This window comes from Micromonospora sp. NPDC002296, assembly GCF_040296145.1.
GTDB lineage: Bacteria > Actinomycetota > Actinomycetes > Mycobacteriales > Micromonosporaceae > Micromonospora.
This window is the reverse complement of record NZ_JBEOWQ010000030.1, coordinates 54,490-70,576: the sequence shown is the minus strand read 5'-3', so window position 1 is coordinate 70,576 and position 16,087 is coordinate 54,490. Positions and strand designations below refer to the sequence as shown.

General features: G+C 73.7%; 16 protein-coding genes and 1 pseudogene. 4 read left to right on the top strand and 13 right to left on the bottom strand.

Annotation, left to right across the window (positions count from 1 at the left end):
• Nucleotides 1–309 (top strand): C39 family peptidase (locus ABT023_RS21480; RefSeq protein WP_350888158.1); only part of this gene is annotated, 309 nt, incomplete at its 5' end.
• A 63-nt stretch (nt 310–372) separates the two neighbouring features.
• Here ABT023_RS21480 and ABT023_RS21475 read toward each other — a convergent pair.
• Together ABT023_RS21475 and ABT023_RS21470 are read right to left on the bottom strand one after the other, a co-directional pair.
• Entirely contained in the window at nt 373–1,029 is a 657-nt protein-coding gene (locus ABT023_RS21475) for a DedA family protein (protein ID WP_350888161.1), read from the bottom strand.
• 138 nt (nt 1,030–1,167) lie between these two features.
• The gene (locus ABT023_RS21470; protein WP_350888157.1) at nt 1,168–1,293 is read right to left on the bottom strand and encodes a VOC family protein; all 126 of its coding nucleotides are present in this window, start codon (nt 1,291–1,293) and stop codon (nt 1,168–1,170) included.
• Between the two features lie 159 nt (nt 1,294–1,452).
• On the opposite strand from ABT023_RS21470, the gene ABT023_RS21465 reads away from it, so the two are divergent.
• Nucleotides 1,453–4,305 (top strand): aconitate hydratase, encoded by a 2,853-nt coding sequence (locus ABT023_RS21465; protein WP_350888156.1) that lies wholly within the window; start codon nt 1,453–1,455, stop codon nt 4,303–4,305.
• Between the two features lie 95 nt (nt 4,306–4,400).
• Here the strand turns inward: ABT023_RS21465 and ABT023_RS21460 are convergent, their stop codons facing one another.
• The 8 genes from ABT023_RS21460 to ABT023_RS21425 form a co-directional block, all read right to left on the bottom strand.
• The gene (locus tag ABT023_RS21460) at nt 4,401–5,009 is read right to left on the bottom strand and encodes a GTP-binding protein (protein ID WP_350888155.1); all 609 of its coding nucleotides are present in this window, start codon (nt 5,007–5,009) and stop codon (nt 4,401–4,403) included.
• A complete protein-coding gene (locus tag ABT023_RS21455; RefSeq protein ID WP_161689993.1) occupies nt 4,990–5,376 on the bottom strand; it encodes a DUF742 domain-containing protein in 387 nt (128 codons plus the stop codon). The genes ABT023_RS21460 and ABT023_RS21455 overlap by 20 nt, the downstream gene beginning before the upstream one ends.
• A 5-nt stretch (nt 5,377–5,381) precedes the next feature.
• A complete protein-coding gene (locus ABT023_RS21450) occupies nt 5,382–5,804 on the bottom strand; it encodes a roadblock/LC7 domain-containing protein (RefSeq protein WP_350888154.1) in 423 nt (140 codons plus the stop codon).
• Between the two features lie 87 nt (nt 5,805–5,891).
• Nucleotides 5,892–8,438, bottom strand: coding sequence for a sensor histidine kinase (locus ABT023_RS21445; RefSeq protein ID WP_350888153.1), 2,547 nt, complete (start codon nt 8,436–8,438; stop codon nt 5,892–5,894).
• A 98-nt stretch (nt 8,439–8,536) separates the two neighbouring features.
• Entirely contained in the window at nt 8,537–10,270 is a 1,734-nt protein-coding gene (locus tag ABT023_RS21440; RefSeq protein ID WP_350888152.1) for a prenyltransferase/squalene oxidase repeat-containing protein, read from the bottom strand.
• Entirely contained in the window at nt 10,267–11,181 is a 915-nt protein-coding gene (locus tag ABT023_RS21435) for a terpene synthase family protein (protein WP_350888151.1), read from the bottom strand. Before ABT023_RS21435 ends, ABT023_RS21440 begins: the two co-directional genes overlap by 4 nt.
• The gene (locus ABT023_RS21430) at nt 11,178–12,503 is read right to left on the bottom strand and encodes a cytochrome P450 (RefSeq protein WP_350888150.1); all 1,326 of its coding nucleotides are present in this window, start codon (nt 12,501–12,503) and stop codon (nt 11,178–11,180) included. Before ABT023_RS21430 ends, ABT023_RS21435 begins: the two co-directional genes overlap by 4 nt.
• Before the next feature lie 224 nt (nt 12,504–12,727).
• On the bottom strand, nt 12,728–13,216 hold the full coding sequence (locus ABT023_RS21425; RefSeq protein ID WP_350888149.1) for a GNAT family N-acetyltransferase: 489 nt from the start codon (nt 13,214–13,216) through the stop codon (nt 12,728–12,730).
• Nucleotides 13,217–13,310: 94 nt separating this feature from the next.
• Between ABT023_RS21425 and ABT023_RS21420 the strand changes: the two genes are divergently transcribed.
• A complete protein-coding gene (locus ABT023_RS21420; protein ID WP_350888148.1) occupies nt 13,311–13,556 on the top strand; it encodes a DUF2630 family protein in 246 nt (81 codons plus the stop codon).
• 52 nt (nt 13,557–13,608) lie between these two features.
• Here the strand turns inward: ABT023_RS21420 and ABT023_RS21415 are convergent.
• The 3 genes and pseudogenes from ABT023_RS21415 to ABT023_RS21405 all read right to left on the bottom strand — a co-directional run.
• Nucleotides 13,609–13,725 (bottom strand): annotated as a pseudogene (locus ABT023_RS21415) (RIO-like kinase); the annotation flags it as partial.
• Between the two features lie 24 nt (nt 13,726–13,749).
• On the bottom strand, nt 13,750–14,394 hold the full coding sequence (locus ABT023_RS21410; protein ID WP_350888147.1) for an HAD family hydrolase: 645 nt from the start codon (nt 14,392–14,394) through the stop codon (nt 13,750–13,752).
• Nucleotides 14,395–14,459: 65 nt separating this feature from the next.
• On the bottom strand, nt 14,460–15,317 hold the full coding sequence (locus tag ABT023_RS21405; RefSeq protein ID WP_350888160.1) for a carbon-nitrogen hydrolase family protein: 858 nt from the start codon (nt 15,315–15,317) through the stop codon (nt 14,460–14,462).
• 146 nt (nt 15,318–15,463) lie between these two features.
• On the opposite strand from ABT023_RS21405, the gene ABT023_RS21400 reads away from it, so the two are divergent.
• Nucleotides 15,464–16,036: a TetR/AcrR family transcriptional regulator gene (locus ABT023_RS21400; RefSeq protein ID WP_350888146.1), complete on the top strand. Its 573-nt coding sequence runs from the start codon at nt 15,464–15,466 to the stop codon at nt 16,034–16,036.
• Nucleotides 16,037–16,087 lie beyond the last annotated feature (51 nt).

The window sequence follows — 16,087 nt, the reverse complement described above, 5'->3', positions numbered from 1 at the left end:
GCGTACCGCAGCGTCGAGATCACCAGCGGCAAGGCCGACGACGGCCAGACCGACAAGCTGCGCGCCGACGTCGTCCGCACCGTCGACAACGGCCGTGCGGTGGTCGCCAACATCGCCGGCACCACGTCCGACGTCGACGGCGGCGTCCACTCCTTCGAGGGCGGCCACTACATCAGCGCCGTCGGCTACCGCGACAACGGCCACATCGTGAGGATCGCCGACTCGGCCAACCCCACCCAGGCCAGCTACGAGATCACCGTCGACAACCTCGCCGACTGGATCGCCACCCGCGGTTACGCCACCTCCTGACCCCACGATCACAAGGGCCGGCCCCCACTCCGGGGAGCCGGCCCTTGTCGTCGTACGAGGGGGTCAGCGGTCGGTGCCCGCGCTGACCGGCTCGGCGTCGTCGTCCGCGTCGACCGGCCCCACCGGCTCCAGCCGCTGGGCCCGCCGCCGCAGCCACCAGGTGCTGCCCAGGCCGGCGAGCACCGCGAGGACCAGCCCGGCCCAGGAGATGTCCTTGAGCCAGTGCTCGGCGGCCCGGCCTACGCTGTACAGCAGGTAGGTGGTGCCGAAGGCCCAGACCAGGCCGCCGGCCGCGTTGGCCAGCAGGAACCGGCGGTAGGGCACGTGCAGCGCACCGGCCAGGGGGCCGGCGAGGATCCGCAGCAGCGCCACGAACCGGCCGAAGAAGACCGCCCAGACCCCGTGCCGGGCGAAGCTCTGCTCGGCGCGGGCGAGATGTGCGGGGCCGAGGTGTTTGGGAAAGCGCCGGCCCAGCCGGGCCAGCAGCGGACGGCCGCCCCGGCGGCCCACCGCGTACCCGATCGAGTCGCCCGCGATGGCACCGAAGGCCGCGGCGATCGCCACCCACTCCGGCTCGACCACGCCGGTGGCCGCGAGCAGGGCGGAGCTGACCAGGACGATCTCGCCGGGCAGCGGGACCCCCATGCTCTCCACGCCGATCACCCCGGCGACGATCAGGTAGACCGCGACCGGGGGCAGCGCGGACAGCCAGTGCGACACATCGATCAAGGCCCCCCCTCTCAGGTCCGGGCCTCGAACCCTACCCGCGGCACCGGGACACCGCGGCCCCTCCCCGCCGGCACCACCCACTCGGGCGGCCCGGCGGCCGGTCAGAGCGGGGTGACGAACTCCAGGCGGTTACCGTGGGCGGCGGGCGAGGGCCGGGGGTTCGGGCTTCTCGGCCATGCCGAGCAGCCCGCCGTGGAACGCCCGGGAGGCGGCCCCGGAGCCGGGTGGGCAGGCGAGCAGAACGTGATGGATCATGGTGACACCTCCTCGTCCCGGAGCCTGGCACGAGGTTGCGTCGATAGCAAGACGGACGTACGGTTTTGTAGGAAGCGGGAATCGCGGTAAGTGTCACCTAACCGGGGCGTCGTCCCGGACGGTGCGAAAGACTGCTCAGGACTACTCACGGTCGCTGGTGTGAAGGAGTACGACGTGGCGAGCCTCGACACCTTCGGTGCGAAGACCCAGCTACGCGTCGGAGACGCGAGCTACGAGATTTTCAAGATCAGTAAGGTGGAGGGGCAGGAGCGGCTCCCCTACAGCCTGAAGATCCTGCTGGAGAACCTGCTGCGGACCGAGGACGGTGCGAACATCACCGCCGACCACATCCGCCAGCTCGGCGCCTGGGACTCGGCGGCCGACCCGAGCGTGGAGATCCAGTTCACCCCGGCGCGGGTGCTCATGCAGGACTTCACCGGCGTGCCCTGCGTGGTCGACCTGGCCACCATGCGCGAGGCGGTCCGCGACCTCGGCGGCGACGCCACCAAGGTCAACCCGCTCGCCCCGGCCGAGCTGGTCATCGACCACTCGGTCATCGCCGACCTGTTCGGCCGCGCGGACGCCTTCGAGCGCAACGTCGAGCTGGAGTACGAGCGCAACAAGGAGCGCTACCAGTTCCTGCGCTGGGGCCAGAGCGCGTTCAACGAGTTCAAGGTCGTCCCGCCGGGCACCGGCATCGTGCACCAGGTCAACATCGAGTACCTGGCCCGTACGATCATGGAGCGCAACGGCCAGGCGTACCCGGACACCGTGGTCGGCACCGACTCGCACACCACCATGGTCAACGGCCTGGGCGTGCTGGGCTGGGGCGTCGGCGGCATCGAGGCCGAGGCCGCGATGCTCGGCCAGCCGGTCAGCATGCTGATCCCCCGGGTCGTCGGCTTCAAGCTGCACGGCGAGATGCCGGCCGGCACCACCGCCACCGACCTGGTGCTCACCATCACCGAGATGCTGCGCAAGCACGGCGTGGTCGGCAAGTTCGTCGAGTTCTACGGCCCCGGCGTCAGCGCGGTGCCGCTGGCCAACCGGGCCACCATCGGCAACATGTCCCCGGAGTACGGCTCCACCGTGGCGATCTTCCCGATCGACGCCGAGACGATCCGCTACCTGGAGCTGACCGGCCGGGACCCGCAGCAGGTCGCGCTCGTCGAGGCGTACGCCAAGGAGCAGGGCCTCTGGCACGACCCGGCCGCCGAGCCGGAGTACTCCGAGCGGCTGGAACTCGACCTGGGCACCATCGAGCCGTCCCTGGCCGGCCCGAAGCGCCCGCAGGACCGGGTGCCGCTGGGCAGCGCCAAGACCCTGTTCCGCTCCGCGCTGACCGACTACGTGGCCGACGACTCCGCCGGCGAGCGGGACCTCAATCCGGGCGTCGCCCGCGAGCAGCTCCCCCGGGGCGCCAACGGCCCGGCCGACGAGGCCAGCGCCGAGTCGTTCCCGGCCAGCGACCCGCCGGCCAACGAGTTCAGCGACCCGGCCGACGAGCCGCGTGACCTGGAGACCGCCGCCGTGGGCTCGGGCGGCCGGGCCAGCAACCCGATCCGGGTCACCAGCCCCGACGGCGTCTCCTACGAGCTGGACCACGGTGCCGTGGTGATCGCCGCGATCACCTCCTGCACCAACACCTCGAACCCGCAGGTAATGATCGGCGCGGCGCTGCTGGCCCGCAACGCGGTCGACAAGGGCCTGTCCCGCAAGCCGTGGGTGAAGACCACGCTGGCGCCGGGCTCCAAGGTCGTCATGGACTACTACGACCGCGCCGGCCTCACGCCGTACCTGGAGAAGCTCGGCTTCAACCTGGTCGGCTACGGCTGCACCACCTGCATCGGCAACTCCGGCCCGCTGCCGGAGGAGGTCTCCGCCGCCGTCAACGAGGCCGACCTCGCCGTCGTCTCGGTGCTGTCGGGCAACCGGAACTTCGAGGGCCGGATCAACCCGGACGTCAAGATGAACTACCTGGCGTCCCCGCCGCTGGTGGTCGCGTACGCGCTCGCCGGCACCATGGACATCGACCTGGCCAACGAGCCGATCGGCGAGGACAGCCAGGGCGACCCGGTCTTCCTGCGCGACATCTGGCCGAACAGCGCCGAGATCCAGGACGTCATCGCCCAGGCGATCGGCGCGACCGGGTTCAGCGCGGCGTACGCGGACGTGTTCGCCGGTGACGAGCGGTGGCAGTCGCTGCCGACCCCGACCGGCGACACCTTCGCCTGGGAGGGCGAGAGCACCTACGTCCGCAAGCCCCCGTACTTCGAGGGCATGGAGCGGAAGCCGAAGGCGGTCGTCGACATCGCCGACGCCCGGGTGCTGGCCAAGCTGGGCGACTCGGTGACCACCGACCACATCTCCCCGGCCGGCTCGATCAAGGCCGACTCCCCCGCCGGGGCGTACCTCGCCGAGCACGGCGTGCCGCGTCACGAGTTCAACTCGTACGGCTCGCGCCGGGGCAACCACGAGGTGATGATCCGGGGCACGTTCGCCAACATCCGGCTGCGCAACCAGCTCGTCCCGGGTGTGGAGGGCGGCTTCACGGTCAACCACCTGACCGGCGAGCAGACCTCGATCTACGACGCCTCCACCGCCTACCAGGAGGCGGGCGTGCCGCTGGTCATCCTGGCCGGCAAGGAGTACGGCTCCGGCTCGTCGCGGGACTGGGCGGCCAAGGGCACCATGCTGCTCGGCGTACGGGCGGTCATCGCCGAGTCGTACGAGCGGATCCACCGCTCGAACCTGATCGGCATGGGCGTCCTGCCGTTGCAGTTCCCGGTCGACTGCACCGCCGAATCGCTCGGCCTCACCGGTGCCGAGACCTTCTCGATCACCGGCGTGACCGCGCTGAACGACGGCGAGACCCCGCGCACCGTGAAGGTCACCACCGACACCGGCGTCGAGTTCGACGCCGTGCTCCGGATCGACACTCCCGGTGAGGCGGACTACTACCGCCACGGTGGCATCCTGCAGTACGTCCTGCGCCGCATGATCGCCAACTGACCCGTACCCGCACGACGAGGGGCCCCTGCCGCGGCAGGGGCCCCTCGTCGTGGAACGGAGCGGCTGTCCGGCGACCCGCGCCGGCCGGAGCCGGGCTACTCGGCCGACGCGGCGCGGCGGGCGTCGCGGGTCTTCATGGCGTGCTCCATCAGCGTGATGAGCACCTCCTTGCTCGACTCCCGCTGCCGGGCGTCACAGAGCAGCACCGGCACCCCCGGGTCGAGGTTGAGCGCGGCCTGCACCTCGTCCAGCCGGTACTGGCGGGCCCCCTCGAAGCAGTTGACCGCCACCACGAACGGGGTGCCGCGCCCCTCGAAGTAATCGATCGAGGGGAAGCAGTCGGCCAGCCGCCGGGTGTCGGCGAGCACCACCGCGCCGAGCGCGCCGAGCGCCAACTCGTCCCAGACGAACCAGAAGCGGTCCTGACCGGGCGTGCCGAACAGGTAGAGGACCAGGTCGTCGCTGATGGTGATCCGGCCGAAGTCCATCGCCACCGTGGTGGTGGTCTTGCCTTCCACGCCCGACAGATCGTCGATCCCGACCCCGGTCTCGGTCAGCACCTCCTCGGTCCGCAGCGGCCGAGTCTCGCTCACCGCGCCGACCATGGTGGTCTTGCCGACGCCGAAACCGCCCGCGATCAGGATCTTGATCGCGGTGGGCAGCGGCACGGCTCCCGCCGGCCGCTCAGAGTGCCCGTAGTCCATTGATAACCGCCTCGAAAATGCTGTCGTCGGGAAGGCCCGCGGTGACCCGGGGCTCGCGCACCTCGACCAGGTCACGGGCCACCAGGTCGCCGAGCAGGACCCGGATGGTGCCCACCGGCAGGTCCAGGTGGGCGGCGACCTCGGCGACGGACTGGATCCGCTGGCAGAGCGCGACGATGGCCAGGTGCTCGGGGCCCAGCCCGACCTCCGGTGACGCCTCCACGCGGGTGGCCGTCACCAGGGAGATCAGGTCGAACGTGCCGGTGACCGGCCGGGCCCGGCCACGCGTCACCGCGTACGGGCGGACCACCGGGCCTGCGTGGTCGTCGACCCACTGTTCCTCCGTGGACTCCCCTGGGGCCGTCATCGCGGCTACTTCTCGCCGACCGGCGGCTCGGGCAGCCGGGTCGGGGAGGCCACGTACTTGCCCACCCGGGTGACCAGCATGGCCATCTCGTACGCGATGAGGCCGACGTCGGCGTCCTCGGAGGCCAGCACCGCGAGGCAGGCGTTGCGGCCGGCGGCTGTGACGAAGAGGAACGACGACTGCATCTCGATGATGGTCTGCTGGACCTGCCCGCCACCGAACCGCTTCCCCGCGCCCCGGGCCAGGCTCTGGATCCCGGCCGCCATCGCCGCGAGGTGCTCGCCGTCGTCCCGGCCCAACTCCCGCGACGACGCCATCAGCAGGCCGTCTGTGGAGAGCGCGACAGCGTGTTCGGCCTGCTTCACCCTGCCGACCAGATCATCCAGCAACCACGTCAGGTCGGCACTCGATGCCGTCTTCTGCCCCACTCGTCGTCCTCTTCTTCCCGGCTGGTGTCGCCGTTGTCGTCTGGGACCTGCCGTCCCGCCAAGGGCGCGGGTTCGCCGCGCCGCCCCTCAGGTGGCCTCGCGCCCACCGGCGTCGCCGTCGGCGGGTTCCGTCCCATCGGTCCCGCCGGCACCGTCGAGCAGCCGGGCCGCGTCGGTGCGGCCGCGGAGGGTGCCGGTCTGGTAGGAGCTCATCATCCGGCGGACCTGCTCCGGCGGCCGGATCGTGTCCTCGTCGTCGTCCACCGGCTGCGCGGACGGATCCTCCCGCAGCTCGGGCACGATGTTCGCCTGCCGGACCCGCACCGGCAGCCCGGAGCCGGTCCGCTGTGCCGGCGACGCCGCCGGGGTCAGCCCGGCCGACGCGTCCGGGGCGTGCGGGCTGTCCGGGGCCGGCGGGCCGGCCTCGTCCGAGGCCGACCGGGGCGCGGTCATCGGGAACCCGCCCGTCACGGTCGGCGCGTCCAACGCCGACTGCCCGGCCGGACGGCGCGGGCGTACCGGCAGCCCGGCGCCCTCCCCGGCCGGGGTGGCCGCAGCCGTGCGCGGGCGCGCGCGGGTGGGCAGGGCCGGTCCGCCGCCGGTTCCGGCGGGCTCCGGGGCCGGCGGCGCGACCGGGGCCGTCACGGGCTCCGCCACCGCGACGGGCGCGGCCGGGCGGGCGGCCGGCGGGGCCACCGCGACCGGCGCGGAGGTCCCCGGCAGACCGGGACGCTCCGTAGCGGCGGCGTCGCCGTTCGGGTCGGCGACCATGTCCGGCGGGATCAGCACGACCGCGGTGGTGCCGCCGTACGCCGACTCCTTGAGCTGCACCCGGACGCCGTGCCGCTCGGTGAGCCTGCTGACCACGTACAGCCCGAGCCGGGCGGCGTTGGCCAGGTTCAGCTCGGACCGGTCCACGATCCGGTCGTTCGCGGCTGCGAGGTCGTCGTCGCTCATCCCGAGGCCCCGGTCCTCGATCTCCAGGACGAAGCCGTTGGCCACCATCTGGCCGCGCACCTCGACGGTGGTGTGCGGGGGCGAGAAGGACAGGCCGTTCTCGATCAGCTCGGCCAGCAGGTGGATGACGTCGCCGACGGCCCGGCCGGTCAGCGACACCGCCCCCAGCGGCAGCACGTTGACCCGGGTGTAGTCCTCCACCTCGGCGACCGCGCCGCGCACCACGTCGACCATCGGGACGTTGCGTCGCCAGGCCCGGCCCGGGGTGGAGCCGGAGAGCACGATCAGGTTCTCGGCGTTACGCCGCATCCGGGTGGCGAGGTGGTCGACCCGGAACAGGTCCTCCAGCTCCTCGGCGTCGTGCTCGCGCCGTTCCATCGCGTCGAGCAGGGTGAGCTGGCGGTGCACCAGGGCCTGGGTGCGCCGGGCCAGGCTGAGGAAGACCTCGCGGACGTTGCGGCGCAGCTCGGCCTGCTCGACGGCGGTGCGCAGCGCGGTCTCCTGGACCGCGTTGAACGCCTTGCCCACCTGCCCGACCTCGTCGTCGCCGAACTCCAACGGAGGCGCCTCCTTGGCGACGTCCACCTCCTCGCCGTGGCCCAGCCGCTCGACCACGCTGGGCAGCTGGTCGTTGGCGAGCGTGAAGGCCGCGTCGCGCAGCCGCTCCAGCTGCCGCAGCAGCGCCCGGGCGGTGGTGATCGACACGATGATGGACGCCACGACGGCGAGCAGGCCCAGGCCGGTGGCGAGCACCAGCCGGATGACCACCATGACGGCGACCGGGACGGCCCGCTCCACGACGTCGTCGCCGCCCGCGAGCACCACCTCGCCCCACCGGGCCAGCGCCGGCGCCACGGCCTCGTCCCACTCGGGGGCCTCGAACCCCAGTCGGGGATCGCTGCCCCGGCCCTGGAGGATGCCGTCCTCCAGGGCGCGCAGCTTCTCGAACGCCGAACCCCCGACCATGGCGTCGTAGCGCTGACGGTCGGCGGCCGGCAGCCGGCTCACCGCGAGGTCGGCGGCGAACCGCTGCGCGCCGATGATCTGGGCGACCTGGGCCCGCTCGGCGTCGGTCACCCGGCCCGCCGCGAGCGCCCCGGTGAGCAGGGCGTCCTCCTGGGAGAGCAGCTCGCGGGCGCGGTTGAGCTCGATCAGCGCGGTGGTGTCCTCGGCGACCTGTTCGTCGTCGAGCAGGCCGAGGGCCGTGTAGACGTCGAAGATGGACCGCACCACACTGCCGTACGCGGTGAAGGTGGACGCGCGGTCCGCGCTACGGGCGTCCACCTCGGAGCGGGCCTGCCCCAGCCGGGACAACTGCCCGTAGGCCACGTCGAGCCGCTGTTCCAGGGTGTCGCTGGCGGCCACGGTGGCGAGCCATTCGCCGGACGACTCGCGGAACGCCGCCGCCAGCTCGTCGGTGCGCCGCCGCTCCGCGCCCAGCGTCTCCCGCCGCGCATCGTCCGGTCGCCCGAGGTACGCCAGCGATGTCCGGCGTTCCCGCTGCAACTGGAGCACCAGCGTCTCGCTCGGCTCGGACACCGACTCGTTGAGCGTCTGCACACCGAGGAGGTTGAACCCGTCCCGCACGGTCACCCACGCCGCGAAGGCCCAGAGCGCGACGAGCGACGCCAGCAGAGCGACGACTTTGGTACGGAGATTCGTACTGCGGGAACGCATCACACCGTCCTGGCCGGGTGTTCGAGGGGGATGCCGGAGCGCCCGTGGCCGGTACACCGTCGGCCACGGGCGCACGCTAGCAGCGTCCGATTGATCACTCAAGCGGCACTGATCAACGAGGGCGTCCGATTCCCGGGCCCCTCGGCGGTGCCGTCACCGGCCCCGGCGCGGACGAGATGGCGGGCGGCGACGACGGCGGCGCGGACGATCACGGCGGGTCGGTACAGGTCCTTGTCGTGCCAGAGCGCGGGTTCCCCGTCTCGTCCCTCCATGGTGGCCAGGTAGCACCGGGCGCGGCCGAGCGCCGCCCCGACGCCGGTCGACGCGGCCGGCCCGGCGGCGTGCAGGGCGTGCACGGCGTACGCGGTCTCCTCGACCGTGCCGCCCCAACGCCCCCAGGAGCCGTCGGCACGCTGCCCAGCCAGCACCCACCCGGCCGCCCGGGTCACCGCGTCCGCCACGGCCGCCCCCCGGCCGTAGGCGGCCAGGGCGAGCACCGCGCAGCTCGTGGCGTAGTACGGCGAGGCGTGCCAGCGGTCGGACCACCGACCGTCGGGCTGCTGCCGCTCGACGAGCCAACCGGTGAGCCGCCGCACCACCTCGACGAGCCGGGCGTCGTCCGGTGCCCGGTGCCCCAGGTGCCAGCCGAACGCGTCGAGCACGTGGGCGTTGGTGGTGACCGAGGCCCCGTCCTCCCCCCGCCAGGTGCAGAAGTGCTCGCCGGTGTCGTACCCCCAGAGGCTGTCCGGGCCGACCGGGCGGCCGAGCCGGGCCAACGCGTACAGGGTCACGGCGGTGGTGTCGGCGTCGGCGGGCAGGCCGGGGGCGGTGGCGGTACCGGCGGGACCGACCGTCGCCACCAGGCCGGCCAGCAGCCGGGGCGGGACCGGCAGCGCGATGCCGGCCCGGCTCATCGTGCTCAGCGCCCAGGCCCGCTCGAACACGGTGATCGGGGTGGCGCAGGGCACCGGCCCGCCCTGCTGACGGGCCACGTCCTCCAGGTAGGACACCGCCGCGCGTACCCCGGCCCCGGGGACGGGCACGCCGAGCCAGGCCGCGGTGGCCGCCGGCGAGGCACCGACGGTGCCCGGCCCGACGGGGGCGACATCGGCGGCGCGGTGGGCCGCCGGGCCGCCGACCTCCAGGGCGTGCAGCAGCTTCTCCGGCAGCGGGCGGCCGGCGGTGAGCAACGCGCGGACCCGGTCGAGCCGTGCGCAGTCCAGCCCCGACGGCAGCGGCAGCGCCGGGCACTCGCGCCAGTCGGTCAGGCCGGGCAGCGGGTCGGCACGCAGCGCGTCGAGGTGCGCGTTGAGCGAGCCGACCAGCGCCGGGACGGTCAGGTCGATGGCCGGCAGGTCGGGCAGCTCGGGGACGACCGGGCCGGTGAGCCGGGCGTACAGGACGCGCAGGCCGCCGTCGACGGCGCGGGTCAGCCGCTCGGCGGCGCGGGCCTTGCGCAGCCAGGCGGCGTCGCCGCGACGCAGGGCGGTGAGCAGCGCCTCGGTGGCGCTCAGCGTCGGCACCAGGGCGTACCCCTCCGGGCCGCCCCACGCCCCGTCCGGGCGCTGGGCGTCCAGCAGGTACGCGATCCGCTCCACGTGGTGGGTCAGCCACGGCGCGATGCCGACCAGGCGGGCGGTCTCGTAGACCGACACGGAGGACTGCCCCGAGGAGGTGAGAGTCATCGCGGAGACCAGCTCGCGGGCGTCGGCCGCGGACTCCGGGTCCTGTCGGGGCCGGTGGTCAGCGCCGTCGCCGGTGGCCTGCGGGGGCCGGTGGGCGGCGCTCCCGGACCCGCCGTCACGGCGGGTCCACGACCGGACTGCCGTCACCGCTCCCCCCAGAAGTCGGCCGACCGGTAGAAGCCGCTGCTGAAGCCGATCTGCCGGGACAGGTACGCCGCCTGCAACGGGCAGCCGCCGGCCAGCGGGGCGAGCAGCTCGGTGCACCGCTCGACCAGCTCGACGATGCGCTGGTCCACCTCGGCGCGGTCGGCGACGAGGAGCAGGGCGTTCAGGTCCCCCCACTGGAGGTCCCGCTCGTAGGTGGCCAGGTCGTTGACCAGCCGCAGCACCCGCTGAACCTCGTCGCTGACCGTGACCAGCCGGTCGAGCCTCCGGTGCGTCTCGGCGTCCCCCGTCCAGATCCAGTGTGCGACGTTGACCACCGTGCAGGCGAGGTTGTCGGCGTTGTCGAGGTACTCGGCGAAGCCGGGCAGCGGCGCGCCGTCGCGCTCCCGGCCGGTCTTCCAGTCCCACTCGCGAGCCATCGCGGTGACCGTCCGGCGTACCGCCGCACGCCAGGCGTCGCCCAGTTCGGCGAAGGCCGGGACTCCGGCCAGCTCGTCGCGCAGGTCGGCGAGCAGGCGGCCGAGCGGGTCGTCGGCGTCCGGGCTGGCGCCGTCGGCGACCGCCAGGGCGCCGGCCACCACCCGGTCGACGTCCGCCCGGGACTTCGCCAGGTAGTCGATCTGCCAGTCCAGGGCGAACCCCCACAGCACCGCCCGGTTGGTCAGTCGCAGCTGCTCGGCGGTGCACCAGGGCGCCCCGAAGGCGATGGCCAGGGCGATGTTGCTGAACAGGGCGCCGTCGAAGGGCGGGCCGGAGAAGAGGTCCGGGTACCGGGCGGCCTGCCGTTGCAGGTCCCGCTGGCCCTTGGCGGCGAGCGCGCAGATCCGGCCCTGCTCGGCGGCGGCGGAGAGCTGGTCGGGCAGCACCGCCGAGGGGCGGGCGGAGACGTTCATGCGACGCCCACGGGGTGGGCCGGGCGCAGTTCAAGCTCCACGCGGTCCTTGGTGCGCAGCGCGGCGGCGAGTTGCATGGTGGGCAGGCGTGAGCTGCGCACTCGCAGCCGGTAGCGGCTCAGCACGTTGGCCACGATCAGTTGTGCCTCCAGATAGAACAGGTGCATCCCCAGGCACTGGTGCGGGCCGCCGCCGAAGGGGAAGAAGGCGTACCGGTGCCGGGCCCGGACCCGGTCCGGGGCGAACCGGTCCGGGTCGAAGACCTCGGGTCGCTCCCAGTACCGCTCCAGCCGCTGGGTGATCAGCGGGCTGACCAGCAGCGTCGCCCCCTCCTCCAGCTCCACACCGCCGAGGGAGACCGACCGGATCACCTGCCGGGGGGCCAGCCAGGCCACCGGGTAGAGCCGGATCAGCTCGTCCAGCACCATCCGGGTGTAGCGCAGCTGCGGCAGATGTTCCGGGCCGACCCGGTCGCCGCCGACCACCTGGTCGATCTCCTCCTGGAGCCGGGCGGCGACCTCGGGCGAGCGTTCCAGGTGCGGCCAGAGCCAGGTCAGCACGTTGATGGTCGTCTCGGTGGTCACCGCGACCATCGCGACGGTGTCGTTGCGGACCTGCCGCTCGTCCAGTGGCCGCCCGTCGTCCGTGGTGCCCCGCCACAGGGTGGAGATGATGTCGTCGCCGCCGTGCGCGGCGGTGGCCCGCGCCGAGCGGACGATGGGCACCAGCACCTCGTCGATGCGCCGGACGGCGTCACGGAAGGTCCGGTCGCCCGGCATGGGCAGCGAGAGCGGGACGAACGGCACCAGCACCCGGGGAATGACCGAGGTGGCGATCGCGTCCTGGGCCTCGATGACGCGCAGCGCGTCGGAGACCGAGATGCGGTCGGCGAACAACGCCTTCATCATCGCCCGGCAGACGATCCGGGCCTGTTCGGCCCCGATGTCCACCGGACTGCCGGCCCGGGCCGGTACGTCCAGCTCGGCGACCGCGTCGGCGATCGTCTCGGCGATCCCGCCCATCATCGCCTCGACCCGTCTGGCCGTGAACAGGGGCTGGAGGATGCGCCGGCTGTCCGACCACGCCGGACCGTCGCTGAGGATGCCATCGCCGAACAACCGGCGCAGCGGGCCCCAGAACGGCCCGTCACCGGCGCGGCCGAAGTTGTCGGCCCGGTCGCCCAACACCTGCTGCACATGGGCCGGGTCGGTAACCAGATAGGGACGGAACGAACCGAGATTGAGCCGGACGACCTCGCCGGCGGCGCGCTCGCCGAACCCGAGCAGGGCCCGAACCGGGTCGCGTGCCAGGCCCGGCAGCACGTGCCACAGTGGAACGGATCTCGCTCGCCGGGCGCGGGTCGGGGCGGTGTGTGGGGTTGCCACGGCTGGTTGAGCTCCCCTTATCGCAAAGCGTCGCGGGACGACTGTGCAAAGTCACGGTCTGCCCGAGCATGCCACTGAGCAGGTCAACTTCTCCATAGGCAGGGGGAGAAATTTTCGCGGACGAAATTTGACGAGTCCACAAAAGACCTAACGTGGGCTTCCTACCAGCGCAGATCCCGCCGGCAGCGCCACTGGTCCGCGACCGGCCGGTAACCGAGCCAGGTGTTGAGGCCGAGCATCGCGTCGTTGCCGGCGTCGTTGACCGTCACCGCGTGGCGGAGAACCGGCTGCCCTGGCCCGGCAACCGTCGCGTACGCCCTCCGGACGCCGAGCCCGGCCAGCCGTCGCCCGGCGGCGGCGAGCAGGGCCGACCCGGCCCCCCGGCCCCGCCGGTCCGGCCGCACCGCCAGGTTGACGAACCCCAGCCCGGGCTCGGCGCTCCCGTGCAACAGCCCGGTGCGCGCCAGCCCGACCGGCACGCCGTCGACCTCGGCCAGCAGGGCGCCGAACGCTCGGCGGCGCGGACGCCGCCGACCTGCCGGCGGATCAGCTCGGGGGTCGCCACCAGGTGCGGCTGGGCCGCCCGGAGCACCTCGACGGAGACGTCGGCGTCGGCGAACGGCCGCACGGTTGGCGTCATGGCGTGGCAACGTACCGCAGCCGCCCGGCCCGCGCGACAGCTTTCGGCGGCCCGGCCCGCGAGAGAAGCGGGCACGCCCCCGGCCGCTGTGCCAGGCTCAGGTCATGGACGACAAGACCATCCTGAACCGGATCTCCGAGCTGGTCGACGAGGAGCACCGCCTCCGTTCGACGGCGCAGGCCCACGAGTCCGGCACCGAGGGCGACCGGGACCGGCTGCGCGCGCTGGAGGAGTCCCTGGACCAGTGCTGGGACCTGCTGCGCCGGCGACGGGCCGCGCGCGAGACCCACGGCGACCCGGACGCCTCGGGGGTACGCCCCAGGCCGGAGGTGGAGCGGTACCTGCAGTAGCCGACGCCGGGGACGGACGGCGCACCGCCCGTCCCCGGAGCCGACGGCCGACTCAGCGGATGCCGGCCTCGTGCCGCAGCAACCCGGTCAGGGCGGCCGGGTCGGTCCGCTCGGCCGGCAGGCCGCGCGCCGCGAACCAGGCCGCCACCACTCGGACGTCCCGGGCCAGCACCACCAGGGCGTCGACCAGGACTCAGGCGGCGAGCACCGTGGCGACGGCGGCGATCAGGCCGTCCACGGTGAAGGTCGGGGCGAAGCGGGTGTCCGTCCAGGAACGGCCCCGGTGCAGCCAGACGCTGGGCAGACCCACCGCCGCCGCCCCGCCGATGTCCGCCTCCGGGCTGTCCCCCACCACCCAGGCCCCGCGCAGCGGCATCCGGACCCGCCGGGCCGCCAGCGCGAAAATCCTCGGGTTGGGCTTGCTGACCCCGGCCTCCTCGGAGATCACCCAGTCGGCGACGTACCGGTCGAGGCCGGTTCGGCGGATCATCGCGTCCTGCTGGCGCGCGGCACCGTTGCTGACCACCACCGGCATCCAGCCTGCCCCGTCGGCGATGCGCAGTGCACAGGCCACCAGCGGGTCCAGCCGGCTGTTGGCCAGCACCCCGTCGTGCAGCTGCTCGACCAGGTCGACCGAGGGGATGAGCAGCCCGTACCGGTCCCGGATCGCGTCCGCGACGTCCCAACGGTCGCTCAGCCCGTCGGCGTCGACGGACAGCAGCCAGTCGATGTCGGAGGCCGGGGCGCCGACACCGTCGAGAAAGCGCTCGCCCCACGCACGGAACGGGCCGGCCCGGTCGAGCAGGGTGTTGTCCAGATCCAACAGGAGCAACGGCACTCGGGCACCTTAAGGCAGCGGAGCCGCCGGCCGACAGGGTGAAGCCTGCGGCCACCTCGGTCGGCTCAGCCGCGCAGCACCGCGCGGGCCGCCCCGGCGTCGGCGGGAAGGTCGGCCAGCATGGAGTGCGCCGCCCGGGTCTCCGCGAGCACCGCCGGGTCTAGGACGGCCACCAGCACGTCCTCGCCGGTGTCCGCGCCCCGGGCCAGCGCTCGGCCCTCCGGGTCGTAGACCGCCGCGCCGCCGTTGAACCGCCACGGGTCAGCGCCGTCGACGGCGTTGGCGAACACGACGAACATGGTGTTGTCCAGGGCCCGCGCCGCGTAGTAGAGGTCCCTACGGTGCGCGGAGCCGGCGAGATAGCCGCTCGGGCAGAGGTAGCCGTGCGCGCCGTCGGCCGCGGCGGCGCGGCCGTGCTCGGGGAAGCAGCCGTCGTAGCAGATGCCCAGGCCGAACCGCCAGTCGTCGACGAGCAGGGTCGCCCCACGCCCGCCGGGCTGGAACAGCTCGCGCTCGTCGCCCCAGAGCTGCTGCTTGTCGTACGCCACGCAGGCGACGCCGCCGCGGTCGACGACCAGGGCGGAGACGGTCCGCCGGCCGTCCGGGTGCCGGGCCGCCGCGCCGACCACCACGACCGCGGCGCCGTCGCGGGCGGCGGCCCGCAGCGGGTCGAGCCGGGCGTCGTCCACCGTGCCGTCCTCGGCGACCGCGAGGTCGGTGCCGGCCGGGTCGGCGGCCAGCGTCGGCGGGTGGTACGCGGGCAGGAACAGCTCCGGCAGCACCACCACCCGCGCGCCCTCGGCAACGGCCCGGCCGGTGAGCCGGGCGGCGGTGACGGCGTTGCCGGCGACGTCCCCGGGCACCGGGTCGGCTTGGACGGCCGCCACGGTCAGCGGCGCGGCGGGGGCGGCGGGGGGCGTCATCACCGGGCGATCGTAGCCGGCAGCGTGCGGTCGATCATCGCGTGCGGCCCACCGGCACCCGGCGCCGCTGCGGTCGTCCTCCCGCCACCGCCTCCAAGCCGTACGTACGGTTTGCAGAGCGTCCGGGCACCTGACACGATCGTGTCGTGCCCAGAGTAAGTCAGGACCAGCTCGACGCCCGCCGCCAGGAGATCCTCACCGCGGCCCGGGCGTGTTTCGCCCGGCACGGGTACGAGGGCGCCACGGTGCGGCGGCTCGAGGAGGCCACCGGGCTCTCCCGCGGCGCCATCTTCCACCACTTCCGGGACAAGGACTCGCTCTTCCTGGCGGTGGCCGAGGACGACGCGGCGGTCATGGTGGAGACGGTCGCCCGCAACGGCCTGGTCCAGGTGATGCGGGACCTGCTGGCCCGGGCCGTCTCGCCCGACACCACCGGCTGGCTCGGCAGCCAGCTGGAGGTGTCCCGGCGGTTGCGCACCGACCCCGCGTTCGCCCGGCGCTGGGCCGAGCGCTCCGCCGCCATCGCCGAGGCCACCCGGGAGCGGCTGGTCCGCCAGCGGGAGGCCGGCGTGCTCCGCGAGGACGTGTCGATCGATGTCCTGGCCCAGTTCCTCGAACTCGCCTACGACGGCCTGGTGCTGCACCTGGCGATGGGGCGCCCGGCCGGCGACCTGGGCCCGGTGCTCGACCTGGTCGAGGAGGCCGTCCGTCGCCGCTGACCGGCACCCGCCCGGCCCGGTCTCGGTCCGGTAACTGCGCTCCCCGGCCGA